Source organism: Pseudoalteromonas sp. 1CM17D (assembly GCF_023161805.1).
Taxonomy (GTDB): Bacteria; Pseudomonadota; Gammaproteobacteria; order Enterobacterales; family Alteromonadaceae; genus Pseudoalteromonas; species Pseudoalteromonas atlantica.
This window is the reverse complement of the sequence record NZ_JALNTP010000013.1, coordinates 49,333-62,280: the sequence shown is the minus strand read 5'-3', so window position 1 is coordinate 62,280 and position 12,948 is coordinate 49,333. Positions and strand designations below refer to the sequence as shown.

At 37.5% G+C, this 12,948-nt stretch carries 9 protein-coding genes; 8 read left to right on the top strand and 1 reads right to left on the bottom strand.

What is annotated here, in order from left to right; genetic code table 11:
* Positions 1 to 161: 161 nt before the first annotated feature.
* The gene (locus tag MSC25_RS18225; protein WP_248444192.1) at positions 162 to 1,550 is read right to left on the bottom strand and encodes an MBL fold metallo-hydrolase; all 1,389 of its coding nucleotides are present in this window, start codon (positions 1,548 to 1,550) and stop codon (positions 162 to 164) included.
* A 318-nt stretch (positions 1,551 to 1,868) separates the two neighbouring features.
* Here MSC25_RS18225 and MSC25_RS18220 point away from each other — a divergent pair, with 318 nt between their 5' ends.
* From MSC25_RS18220 to MSC25_RS18185, 8 genes are all read left to right on the top strand, one after another.
* A complete protein-coding gene (locus MSC25_RS18220) occupies positions 1,869 to 2,936 on the top strand; it encodes an HAD family hydrolase (RefSeq protein ID WP_248444191.1) in 1,068 nt (355 codons plus the stop codon).
* Positions 2,936 to 4,954: an HAD-IA family hydrolase gene (locus MSC25_RS18215; protein WP_248444189.1), complete on the top strand. Its 2,019-nt coding sequence runs from the start codon at positions 2,936 to 2,938 to the stop codon at positions 4,952 to 4,954. The genes MSC25_RS18220 and MSC25_RS18215 overlap by 1 nt, the downstream gene beginning before the upstream one ends.
* A 6-nt stretch (positions 4,955 to 4,960) precedes the next feature.
* Positions 4,961 to 5,845 carry a hypothetical protein gene (locus tag MSC25_RS18210; RefSeq protein WP_248444187.1) on the top strand — a complete coding sequence of 295 codons (885 nt, stop codon included), beginning with the start codon at positions 4,961 to 4,963 and terminating at the stop codon, positions 5,843 to 5,845.
* Complete coding sequence (locus tag MSC25_RS18205) at positions 5,836 to 6,933, top strand: glycosyltransferase family 61 protein (RefSeq protein ID WP_248444185.1); 1,098 nt, start codon at positions 5,836 to 5,838, stop codon at positions 6,931 to 6,933. Before MSC25_RS18210 ends, MSC25_RS18205 begins: the two co-directional genes overlap by 10 nt.
* Positions 6,933 to 8,135, top strand: a complete 1,203-nt coding sequence (locus MSC25_RS18200; RefSeq protein ID WP_248444183.1) for a hypothetical protein — start codon at positions 6,933 to 6,935, stop codon at positions 8,133 to 8,135. The genes MSC25_RS18205 and MSC25_RS18200 overlap by 1 nt, the downstream gene beginning before the upstream one ends.
* A 55-nt stretch (positions 8,136 to 8,190) precedes the next feature.
* Positions 8,191 to 9,960 carry a glycosyltransferase family 2 protein gene (locus MSC25_RS18195; protein ID WP_248444181.1) on the top strand — a complete coding sequence of 590 codons (1,770 nt, stop codon included), beginning with the start codon at positions 8,191 to 8,193 and terminating at the stop codon, positions 9,958 to 9,960.
* Between the two features lie 124 nt (positions 9,961 to 10,084).
* A complete protein-coding gene (locus tag MSC25_RS18190) occupies positions 10,085 to 10,990 on the top strand; it encodes a glycosyltransferase (RefSeq protein WP_138579967.1) in 906 nt (301 codons plus the stop codon).
* 3 nt (positions 10,991 to 10,993) lie between these two features.
* A complete protein-coding gene (locus MSC25_RS18185; RefSeq protein ID WP_248444179.1) occupies positions 10,994 to 11,863 on the top strand; it encodes a glycosyltransferase family 2 protein in 870 nt (289 codons plus the stop codon).
* The last annotated feature ends 1,085 nt before the right edge of the window (positions 11,864 to 12,948 follow it).

Sequence of the window (12,948 nt, the reverse complement as noted above, 5' to 3'; positions counted from 1 at the left end):
CTGTGCTCTCGGTGGAAGAAATGGTTTGAGTTAAGTGCGTAAGTAATTAAAAGATTATTATCACCACAGAGGGCACGGAGAAGTGAAAGAGAAGAGCTAATTACTTCTCGGTGAAGCGCCTCGGTGCTAAAGTTACTTTGGGTTAAGCTAATACAGTTAAGCTACGTGGCAATCTCAATTTTAATGCCTTCCCCTAACACCTCTTTATACTTGTTTGCTAATGCATGTTTTGCATTATCATCGCCGTGTAGAATTTTTATATGGCTGGGCTTTTTCTTCATACCTGTTACAAATTTAACTAAGCCGTTTTGATCTGCATGTGCGCTGTAACCGCTAATGGTATGCACCTGTGCGTTAATTGTAATACGTGTATCGTTTATAAATACATAGCCATTGCGTGGGCCATATTTTTGTATATCGCGGCCAAGCGTCCCCCGTCCTTGATAGCCAACAAACAATATATCGGTTGTTTTGTCACCTAAAAAGCGCTCTAGGTAATTTACTATCCGCCCACCACTGCACATACCGCTGGCAGCTAAAATAATGGCGGGTGTTTGGCGCGACGCTAAATAATTAATAATGGCGATATGCTCACTATGAGTATCTACCGTAGTTAGGTTTTCAAAATCTAGCGGATGGCGGCCTTTGGCTACTTTAAGTTTAGCCTCTGCATCCCATAAATGTTTAAATTTAATATATTGCTCGGTAAAATTGGCTGCCATGGGGGAGTCTAAAATTACATGAATATTACGCCAAGGTGAGCCTTTAGCTGATTGATGTATCAGCTGCTCTAGTTCGTAAAGTAGCTCTTGAGTACGCCCTATGCTAAATGCCGGTACTAATACTATGCCGTTATCTTTTACTGCGCGTTCAATAATCTTTTTTAGTGTGTGCGCGCGCTCTTTGCGGTCTTGATGATTTTTATCACCATAAGTTGATTCAATCACTAATGTATCTGCTTTATAGGGCGCTTTGGGGGTCGGTAGCAATGGGGTGTAAGGTGCGCCTAAGTCACCTGAAAATACCACTCTATGGGTGTTTTCATTATGTTGATTTGAGCTGGTTGTATGGGTAATGTCTATTTCAATATATGCAGAGCCAAGTATATGGCCGGCTCGCTGAAACCTCGCTTTTGCAGTTTGCTCCCCTTTGCATGGAAGGGTAAACCATGTTTTAAAGTTAACACTCACAATGTATTTTTGTAGTAAGTTTAGGCTGGCTTTTATAATTTTGGGGTCACGTGTTACACCTACTTTTAAGGCATCTTCAATAACAAGTGGGAGTAAACTTGCTGAGGCGGGAGTTGTAAATATAGGGCCTTTAAAGCCAGCTGCCAATAAATAAGGTATACGCCCTACATGATCAATATGACAATGGGTTATTATTAGCGCGCTTATATTGGTTATATCAAATTCAATAGATAGGTCGGCTTTGGCATCTTCTCCTTGAAAAAGCCCGCAATCAATTAATACGCTGGTTTGTGTATTAATCGCTAGCTCATGACAAGAGCCTGTAACTCCATTAACCGCTCCATGGTGAAGTATTTGCATAATTCCTCTGTTATTTTGAGGCAAAACTTAAACCTAGTTTTAAGTTACAAAATAGGCAAATACAATTTAATAAAATAAAGTAATTAAGGGGAAACTATTACTGCTATAAAAATTTTACTCAGAGGCTTTGTTTATATGAGCTAAAAAATAAGCTTTTATGCCTTAAATACTTATTTTTAGTTGCAATTAAAGCAATATAGTTTACTCACATTGTATTGCGACCTACAATACGCTTTGCATAAATTTAGGGTGTACTTTTTTGCTATTTAACACCACTATGTTTTTATTTATTAATTTATTTAGGAGTGGTGTACGCTTATGGTTAACAGTGATGTATCGGCAGTAACGCAAGCTCAATACGCTAATTTTGGTTCTACTTTTTTGGGGCCTTTACTTAGTTATTTTTCGCAGCAGTTACTACTTAATCAACCACAAAATACACCTGTTTACTTTTTAGCCCGCGAAGGTTATTGGTTACAACGAGCTTATAACCAATATTTACATGGCGCAAATGCGCAGCGTAATAGCTATTACTTATTAGTTTCTCGTGCTTTTTTATTTAAACTACTACTTAACGACGAACGTAGTTATGCGTATTCTTTAAAGGGCGAATTTTGCGGTACTTTCTATAATCTGATGCGCACCCGTTTTTTACTTTCAGATGCAGAAATTACTACTTTATTTACAGAACAGGTTTTCAATAGCCAAATAGATCTTTCAAAAGATAAAAATAAAGTCGTTGCTATGTTAAGCGCTAGCCGTGATAAAATAAATTTACTTGTAGCGCCAATTAAGTGTGCTTATTTGGCGTATTTAGAGTCTATAGAGGTTACTTCTCAAAGCACATTACACTTAGTAGATTTAGGCTACTCAGGTACTATTCAGAGTTTATTAGGCATACTGCTTAACAAAAATACGCATGGGCATTATTTGATTTCTTCTAACCCTGGTTCGCATAAAATAGCTGGCACAAGTGCTTTTATGCAGGGGTATTTAAAAGAAGGGGTAAAAATAGGTGACGGTTACTTACCGTTAGATCGCTCAATGTTTCTAGAGTCATTGCTAACAGCACCTAGCGGGCAGTTTAGAGATATAAAATTTAATACCCTTAATCCTAATAGTTTTGATATGTATTACGGCCGAAAAGTTGCTTCGCAACGCTATTTTTACCTTTTAGAGCAAGTTATGGCTGGTGCTTTAAGTTTATGTGGGCACAATGCACAGTATGCAATTAGCTTTACACCTAACGAGCTAGAAGCTCTACTAGAAAGCTATTTAGCAAAGCCTAATATGATTCCTCATGCAGTTAGACATATTTTTGACATCGATGATGATGTAGCGGGTAATGGTACCGTTAATGCAATTCAATTTTTTGGTTTAGGTTAATGATCAACAAACAATTTATAAAAAAAACAGCGCCAAGCCTGTTTAACTTCGTAAAAAACCAACCTTTTTTATTTAGGGTTGCAAAAGGGGTTGAGCGTAGGGTTGTTGCACGCCAGTATGTAAAAAGTAGAGCTTTAAATAAGTCTTACTCTCAAAAAGAGTTTAATTTACTGCTAAATACTGCAAAGGCTAAAGGCTTGTTTGATAGTCATTGGTACAGTGCTAATCAGTGCCGTGAATTTAGTTGCGAACAAGAAGCCTTTGAGGATTACTTAAATAAAGGGACTTTCAGTTGTATTAACCCTAGCCCTAACTTTGACACCGAGCTTTATTATAAATGTAATACAGATATTTATTTACACGGTGAAAATGCTTTAGTGCATTATATGGCTCACGGCGAGCAAGAGGGCCGGTTAGCCATGCCCGCTGCGCGCAAGTGGTACCCAAAAGCTATTAGCTCAACCGCAGATGGCAGACCTAAAAGTAAAAAGATTGCCATGTGCTTTCATGTTTTTTATGGTGAGTTTATAGATTATTACGCCAACAGCTTGGCTAAATACGAACAGCAGGTTGATGTATTCATAAGTGTTGCCAGCGACGAACTTGCTAGTAAAGCACAGTCGGTTTTTAATGCCTGCCCTAAAATAAATAAGCTGACAGTTAAAGTTGTGCCTAATCATGGGCGTAATTTTGGACCTTTACTTGTTGAGTTTGCTAAAGATTTACAAAATTACGATTTGTTTTGTCATATGCATTCTAAAAAATCGCTTTATTCTGGCCGCGCTCAAACACAATGGGCCGATTACCTAGGCGAATACCTTTTAAAAGACCAGCACGTTATTAAGCAAGTTTTAAATCATTTTGACAATAACCCAAATACGGGAATTTATTACCCAACCTCGTTTTGGATGATGCCTAATTGGGTTAATCACTGGCTTAAAAATAAACCACATGCTAAAAAAATTGCTAACGAGTGGGAAATAGAGTTAACCGATGATTTTATTGCTTATCCTGCTGGTGGTATGTTTTGGGCAAGGCCGCAAGCACTAAAACAGCTATTAAACAAGTCGTACGATTACGATGACTTTCCTGGTGAACCTTTGCCTAACGATGGCTCAGAGCTCCATGCTCTTGAACGTTTATTAGGTTTACTTGCAGAGAAAAATGGCTACCAACAACTGTTTTATTACCCAACATCAGGACAGTTAACTCATGATAAAAGTTATATTTTATCGCAATATGTAAATAGTGCCGAAGGGTTAACTCAACAACTTAGTGGCTTTGAACACGTTAGTTTTGATGTGTTTGATACATTAGTCAGGCGTAAATACCACGCGCCTGACTACGCTAAGTTATTACTAGGTAAAAGCTTGGTGGATCAGGGTCTTGTTTTAAATGCGCATGAGTTTGTTAAAGCTCGTAATAATGCCGAATTTGAAGTGAGGCAGCAAAAAAACTTTGTAGGTGATGTAACTATTTTTGAAACGTACTTGCATTTGGCTAGTAGTTATAGTTGGACTGCTGAGCAGGCTAGTAGCTATGCAGAACAAGAGTTTGCCTACGATTTAGAAATGATTTTACCAAAAAATGAAATGGTTGATTTATTTAACCATTTAATTTTATCGGGCAAACGAATAACGGTTGCTTCTGATACGTATTATACACAAAAGCAAGTGGCGCTTATGCTGGCCAAAGTTGGTGTTAGTGTGGGGTTTGAGTTATTAGTTTCAAGTGAGCTGGGTAAACGAAAAGACAATGGCACAATGTGGCAATATATAAAAGAGAGTTTACCCAAAGGACAAAGCTTTATACATGTAGGCGATAACGCCGTAGCCGATGCACAAATTCCAGGTGACTTTGGGTTGCAAAATTTACATATTTTAAACCCTCTAGATAAATGGCATGCCGCAGGGTATGAGAATCCTTTTGTTGGAGAATTAGGTTTAAACGAAGCACACATTCTTAAATGGGGTGTATTAGTGAGTGATTTTGGTCGTTTTCCGTTTTTAGGTGAGTAGTAATTAATGTTTGAAACTTTATATTTGCATATTGGTTGGTCTAAAACTGGTACGTCAGCAGTTCAATTTCAGTTAGATTTACAAAAAGAGACTTTAAAACAGCAAGGAATCTTATATTCTACGCAGTTACAAATGAATGACCAAGCGCATCACCATTTTGCATTAGCCTTTGCGCCTATTCATGGCTACCCTGCAAAGTACAAAATACCAGAAGTGCTTGATTTACTTGAGCAAGAAATACTTGATAACGAGTGCCATTCTGCTCTGATTTCTAGCGAGCTTTCGCCTTTTTATTTTAATAATCCGCGCTTCCAGCAGTGGGCTAAAAAGTTTAAAAAAGTTGTGGTGATTGGCACTGTCAGGCGTCAATCAGATTTACTCTTGTCGTTATTTAACCAGTTAGTGAAAGACCCTCAGGTCAGGTATCAGGGGCGGTTCTTTCAAATGGCGTTGAACAATTTTCCGCGATTAAACTATTTTCAACAACTAAACCGATGGGCACAAAGCGTTGGTAAAGAAAATGTTTGGGTTATTAATTACGATGATGGTGTTGTTGAAACATTTCTAAGGCTGTTTGGGTTAATGCTTGAAAATACAAATGATAATGTGGTTATTAATGCTTCTTTACCTACCAGCGCATTATTGTTGCTACAAGAGCGTACGCAGCATGTAAGTGATGTTGTTAAGTACACAAGCATACGCGACAATTTAATTGAAGAAATAAACGCATATCCTAAAACGCATTTACCAAAAAGAATATTGCTTACAAAAGGTGAGCTACAGGCTTTAAATAGTTATTTTTTAGACTCGAATAACCTTTGTGCTGATTTTTTTACTGACAGTAACGAGCTATTTAAAAGCAAAGTATGCAAGGATGTTTTGTGTTATTAACTAGATTAAAGCATTCCTTAACACCTAAAAATAGTCAGTTTATTATTGATGATATTATTAATAGAGGTGAAAAAATAACAATAAAAAAGGGGGCTCAATACCCACCAGTAACCGTACCGCAGGCTGTTTCTAATCATGCCCGTTTTCGTGGTAATGCGTTTAAACAAAAAGGGGTCTCTGTTTTTGCATCAAATAATGCTATGGCGTGTTTAGATGAAGAAAAGGGCTTTTTTAGCCACGGCAAAGTGGTAAATGGTTTTAGCTATAAAACAGCTGTTGATAAATTAAATAGTGCTAAAGATTATGCTGACTATTCTAAGTTTAAGGTACTTGATTTAACGTCTCCTGGCGGTAAGTTTTATAGTCATTTTTTGTTTGATGTTTTACCTAAAGTACAGGTTATAAAATCGTTGGGCATAGACTTAAACTTTTTTGATAAAATAATTATTAACTTTAAGGATTTACCTTTTATTAAAGAGGCGTGTGAGCTGCTTAAAATAGACTTTAATAAAGTAGAAGGCAGAAATGCCCAAAATAGAATATTAAAGTGTAACTGTTTTGTGTCAGTAAGTGAGCCAAGGGATGCGCTTTATACGTCTGATTGGATTGTTGATTTTATTCGTGAAACGTTTTCCTCTAACTTACCAATCAGTACAAGTACGTCTATATATATTAGTCGTAATTTAGGTAGTAAACGAATAATTACAAATGAAAATGAGCTTTTAGACGAACTAAATTTAGCCGGGATTAATACAGTATATTGTGAAAAAAACACGGTAAAACAAAATGCTAAAGTTTTTAGAGCTGCAAGCGTAGTTGTTGCCCCGCATGGTGCCGGTTTAGCTAATATAGTATTTTGTAGGCCGGGTACCACCGTGGTTGAGCTTTTCTCGAGCCATTGGTCAGATGAGTTTTGGAAGCTTTGTATCGCGTGCGGCCTTAATTATATACCTGTTCAAGTGGAACGCGAAAACGGTACAATGGCTGATTTGGCAACACTTGATTACGCTAATTCGTATTTAAAATTAAATGCTGAAAATATGCGGGTTAATAGTTTACTGAGTTTATTTAACTGCTCTGAAAATTAATGAAAACAATTATTCATATTGGCCCTCCTAAAACGGGGACATCTGCTATTCAAAAGTGGCTAAAAGATCATGCCGACTGTTTAATGTCTAATGGGGTGTATTATCCCGAACATCAACAAGATAGTAATGGTATTAGTTCAGGTAATTTTTTATCTGTTTTTTCTGCACATAATGATGATTATGTATATAGCCCGCAGAAGCTGCAAGATACAATAGCTAAGGCACAAGCTGCAAACTGTCATACGCTCTTATTAAGCTCTGAGTTCTTTTTTAGCCGTTTACCTACGCTACTGAAAGCGATTCCAGATGCGCAGTGTATTGCATATGTTCGTAACCCAGCTCAGTTGCACGAGTCTCACTATAACCAGTCGGTTAAGCGCCATGGTAATACTGCGGTAATAAAAAGAGCTGAGACGCTACCTATGCACACGCTAAAACGCTTGGGAGAATACGGGCAACAGCTTGGTAAAAAGCTTACATTAAGAGCCTATCATGACGATTTGTTTGTAAATAAAAGCATTGTATGTGATTTTTTAAGTGTAGTATTTAATAGCAATGATATTGATTTCGATGTAAAAGCCCCTGAACGGGTAAACCCAGGATATTGTTTAGAGGCTCTTGAAATTAAACGGTGTTTTAATTACTACGAGTTAGGCCAATATGCAGGCCGATTAGACAGAGTGCTACAGGCTTATGATAAAGGTATAAAACAATTTACTTTTGTTGGTAAACATCAATTTAATGACTATAAAAGACAGTCAATTCGTTGGATTGAGAGGCTTGCAGAGCAGGTGCCATTTGAACAAGCCGGCGAGTTGGTAGATGTTATAAAAAACCAGCCTCATCAAGACTTTTTTAAGCAAGAGGTTTCTAAAGCGCAGTGCTTAGATGTATTTAATTTTATATTAAAAAAAGATAAGGATTTATTACAGCGTTTAGCATTGTGTGTTTACGCTCAGCCAAATGTTGAAGATAGGTTCCCTTTTGTAGCCGCTTTGTTTGAAGTTATACCTCCTAGAAGTGCTCTGCCATCTATTGTGCAGTATGTGAAAGATGCTATTTACTGCCGTTATCCAACATTTACTTTTAACAGCAGTACAACCAAAAACACAGACTTAAATAACTTTAGAAGTAATGTGAGTAATTTGCTTCAGGTGCGCTTCAGTTTAATGGCTTATATTAAGGCGTTACTAGCTTCATGATAAAGTTGATATATGTGTTTTCATCTTTAGCATTCTTCGCTACAGGACGAATTAATTGCAATATATAAGAAAATCAATCGCAAACCTAGCCAAGTTTATAATTAACTATACACCTAATACTTGGGTTGAAAGTATTAAGAAGCACCCAAAATTAGTTGCTGTGTATAGTAATAACTTACATAAAAGCGGTTTGATGTATCAGCTACAGACCATTGAAGAGCAAAAAGCGTCTTACCTGGCATATATGAAACATCAAAACGCTCAAATGTCGGCACAAATAAAAAGTAGCGGAAATATGGTATGCGAAAGTATGCTACTTGTATGCGTTGAACAATTTAACAGTAATGAGCTATTTATTACTTTGGCGTCTATAAAAGCTCAGCACCTGCCTTTTTCTAACGTAATTTTTTGGTGTAAAAATACAGACGAAAAGAATTTAAATCACTTTTTGCCAAAGCATTGTGATTTTGAGTTTGTTGTTACATCTGATCTGGTTGGTGATGCCCGACTGAATAAAGAAAAAACTAAAGCGAGTTTTGTTGTATATAGTGGAGACAAACTAGATAGTTATTTAACGTTTGCATTAACTACTCATATAAATTTAGATACGCATTTAGCTTATTTTGATACTGACAAGCTCAGTAATGAGCGCGAAAGAGAGTACCCTGACTTTAAGCCTGACTGGAACCCTGATTTACAGTTAACTGCGGGTTATATTAATTCAGGATTATGGGTTAAAACGTTAGCCGATTTTGCATATGGATGCGGTACATTGAGTGCATTTAATGTCGCTAGGTATATGGTTTTTTGTTATTTAAATAATTTACCTTTAACAATACAGCATATACCGCTTGTAATGCTTTCAAGGTCATCTAATTTAGTTAGCTTTGCTAATGCAAAAGCATTTTTGGAACCCTTATATAATAAAGTGGCTGAAATAGACAATAGCAATGACTTGCCGACTTTATCTTTACGGTGGCATTTAGACTATAAACCGCTTGTTTCTATAATTATTCCTACTTGTAATGCTAAAGAGCTAGTACGAGCATGTATTGATTCAATTTTAAATAAGTCAACATATACTAATTACGAAATATTATTAGTAGATAATAATTCGGACGACAGTGAATCCCTACGCTATTTTAATCAGCTAAGTGAGCACCCTAAGATCACGCTATTAACGTATAATAAGCCTTTTAATTATTCCGCTATAAATAACTTTGCTGCTAAGCAAGCCAATGGTGAGGTGCTCGCTTTAGTTAATAATGATATTGAAGTAATTTCACCCGATTGGCTTTTAAATATGGTTAGCCATGTAATGCGTGAAGATATAGGTTGTGTAGGTGCAAAGCTATTATATTCAGATAAACGGATTCAACACGCAGGTGTAGTAATGGGCTATGGAGGTGGCGCTGGGCACGGACACAAATATTTTCCTGGTGATCACCACGGCTATATGAACAGACTTATTGCTACTCAAAATTATAGTGCTGTGACTGCAGCATGCTTGCTTATTAAACAAAATGATTTTTGGGCGGTTGAAGGTTTAAACGAAGAAAGCTTAGCGATTGCTTTTAATGATGTTGATTTATGCCTAAAAGTGCAGCAATTGGGACGACGTAACTTGTATTGTGCTGAAGCGGTTTTGTATCATCATGAATCGGTTTCAAGAGGCTATGAAGATACTCCTGAAAAAGTTCAACGCTTTGAAAATGAACTAAATTACCTAAAGTCAACATGGCAGGATACGATACTATCAGATCCTGCTTATAATCCAAACTTAACCCTTCGTAGGGAAAACTTTTCGATAAAACCCTTTGAATAAGTGTTGTTAGTTGCAAATAACTCACTAATAGTTTTTTTGAATCATAAATAAAAGTGCGATAAAATGACAGAATTGCTAAGTATATATGACTGTTATTTGGTTGTTTTAACTTTATAGAGATAATATGAATCCAACCTCGGCTGCAAACAGTCATTTTTATATGAATACACCACAAGCTTTACCTTTAAGCGTAGAGACTGTTTGTGGGATGTCTGTTTACAAAAACGATAAAATTGAGTGGGTAACGCAAGCTGTTGAAAGCGTTTTAAACCAAACTCTCCCACCAGACTTATTTGTTGTTGTAATTGATGGTGGTATAGCCGATGCCATTTCTTTGTATTTATCAGAAACAGAAAAAAAACACACTAATTTTATATTGGTACATGGTACTCAAAACCAAGGGTTGAGTGCATGTATGAATTATATCATTGAGATGACACTTCCTTTGGCTCCTAAATATTTTTTTAGAATGGATGCCGACGATATTTGCGTATTACACAGATTTGAAAAGCAGGTCACGTTACTTGATAAGCATAGTGAAATAGACGTGTTAGGTTCTGCATTATGGGAAGTCGATGAACAAGGTGTAAGGGCTGGAGTTCGTAGGCTACCACTCACTCACTCTAAACTGTTATCTTCCTTTTCTAGGCGTTGCCCTATAAACCATCCCACTGTTGCTATTAGGTACTCGGTCTTTAAAAGAGGGCACAGATATTTAGCAGATAAGCTAAACACACAAGATTACTTTTTATGGATTGCTTTAGCGAAAGATGGTTATAAATTTGCCAACGTTAAAGAGCCTTTGTTGCATTTTAGGCGCGTAGATGGTTTTTATAAAAGGCGTGGACGAGGTAAATCAATTAACGAATTTAAGGCTCGATTATTAGCTATGGAGGCTCTTTCGCAACGTTCATTACAAAACTACAGTTATGCGACTTTTGTATTGCTTTTAAGAATGATGCCGTCGTGGGGGATAAAGTTTGCCTATAAAGTAGATCGTTTCTTATTAAATTTAAAAAAGCATAATTAGCATATGATTGGTGCCGTTTTAGTCGTTTATAACCCTGATATTACGTTGACAGAACGTTTACTTACTCGGTTATACGGCCAAACAGATGAGGTGGTAATAGTTGATAATAGCCCTAAGCCAAATGATTTTAAAAAGGTTATTGAACACTACCATTATATACATTTCCCTGATAACAAAGGGATTGCTGCAGCACACAACGCAGGCCTCATATTTTTACTTAAGGCTGGTTGTGAATATGCGCTTTTACTCGATCAAGACAGCTTAATCCCAAGTAATTTAGTTTTTGAATTGCATAGCTTATTTGAAGCTTCAAAAAAGGTACAACAAAACATTGTTGCAATAGGGCCACGTATTAAGTGTAGCTTTTCAGATAAAAGTGTTCGCCCTCGTATACAGCATGATGTGTTTGAATACGAAGATTTAGTGGGCGTTACACAAATAATAGCCTCAGGTATGATGATTGATTTGAGTGCATTGGATCATATTGGGCTTAAAGATGAGTCATTATTTATTGATGGTGTAGATCATGAATGGTGTTGGCGTGCTCGTGATATGGGGTTTGATATTGCTAAGGCCAAAAATGTAGAAATGGTGCACCGGTTAGGCGATTCACGTAGTAAGTTTGTAGGCGTAACTTATAAGGTAGGCGCACCTATTAGGCTTTATTATCAATTTAGAAACATTCTACTTTTGAGCCGCAGGCCTTATGTGCCAATGTACTGGAAACTCAGATGCTTATTTTTTATGCCTGTAAGGTTATTTTTAAATTCGGTTATGCAACAAAATAGGCGCAAGCGTTTGGTGTTTATGCTTAAAGGTATTGTCGATGGGGTACTAGGCCGAAAAGGTCCGTATAAATCGAATTGGAAGTAAGTGAGCGAAAGACTAAGCGTTTGGGTTAAGCCCATAAAAAATGAATAGATTGTTATCACCACAGAGAACACAGGAAGAGAAGGAGAAGATCTTTCTCAGTGCAGCGCGCAGCGCCTCTGTGCTCTTGGTGGTCAAATTGTTTTGGGTTAAGCCCATTCAAGTGATTAAGAGATTATTATCACCACAGAGAACACGGAGAAGAGAAGGAGAAGTAATAGTTACTTGTAGACGCGCAGCTTGCTGGCGTTAGTAACTTCTCAGTGTAGCGCGCAGCGCCTCTGTGCTCTTGGTGGTCAAATTGTTTTGGGTTAAGCCCATTCAAGTGATTAAGAGATTGTTATCACCACAGAGAAGAGTAGGAGAAGTAATAGTTACTTGTAGACGCACAGCTTGCTGGCGTTAGTAACTCCTCAGTGTAGCGCGCAGCGGCTCTGTGCTCTCGGTGGTGAAATTATTTAGGGTTAAGCCCATTCAAGTGATTAAGAGATTGTTATCACCACAGAGAAGAGTAGGAGAAGTAATAGTTACTTGTAGACGCACAGCTTGCTGGCGTTAGTAACTCCTCAGTGTAGCGCGCAGCGGCTCTGTGCTCTCGGTGGTGAAATTATTTAGGGTTAAGCCCACTCAAGTGATTAAGAGATTGTTATCACCACAGAGAACACAGAGAAAAGAAGGAGAAGTAAATAGTTACTTGTAGACGCGCAGCTTGCTGGCGTTAGTAACTCCTCAGTGTAGCCCGCAGCGCCTCTGTGCTCTCGGTGGTCAAATTGTTTTGGTTTAAGCCCATTCAAGAGATTAAGAGATTAAGAGATTAAGAGATTAAGAGATTATTATCACCACAGAGAACACAGAGAACACAGAGAAGAGAAGGAGAAGTAATAGTTACTTGTAGACGCACAGCTTGCTGGCGTTAGTAACTTCTCAGTGTAGCGCGCAGCGCCTCTGTGCTCTCGGTGGTCAAATTGTTTTGGATTAAGCCCATTCAAGAGATTAAGAAATTATTATCACCACAGAGAACACAGAGAAGAGAAGGAGAAGTAATAGTTACTTGTAGACGCACAGCTTGCTGGCGTTAGTAACTTCTC

Excerpts from the sequence above, each read along its gene's own strand:
- MSC25_RS18225 (WP_248444192.1), bottom strand. The coding sequence starts at position 1,550 with ATGCAAATACTTCACCATGGAGCGGTTAATGGAGTTACAGGCTCTTGT.
- MSC25_RS18220 (WP_248444191.1), top strand. The coding sequence starts at position 1,869 with ATGGTTAACAGTGATGTATCGGCAGTAACGCAAGCTCAATACGCTAAT.
- MSC25_RS18215 (WP_248444189.1), top strand. The coding sequence starts at position 2,936 with ATGATCAACAAACAATTTATAAAAAAAACAGCGCCAAGCCTGTTTAAC.
- MSC25_RS18210 (WP_248444187.1), top strand. The coding sequence starts at position 4,961 with ATGTTTGAAACTTTATATTTGCATATTGGTTGGTCTAAAACTGGTACG.
- MSC25_RS18200 (WP_248444183.1), top strand. The coding sequence starts at position 6,933 with ATGAAAACAATTATTCATATTGGCCCTCCTAAAACGGGGACATCTGCT.
- MSC25_RS18190 (WP_138579967.1), top strand. The coding sequence starts at position 10,085 with ATGAATCCAACCTCGGCTGCAAACAGTCATTTTTATATGAATACACCA.
- MSC25_RS18185 (WP_248444179.1), top strand. The coding sequence starts at position 10,994 with ATGATTGGTGCCGTTTTAGTCGTTTATAACCCTGATATTACGTTGACA.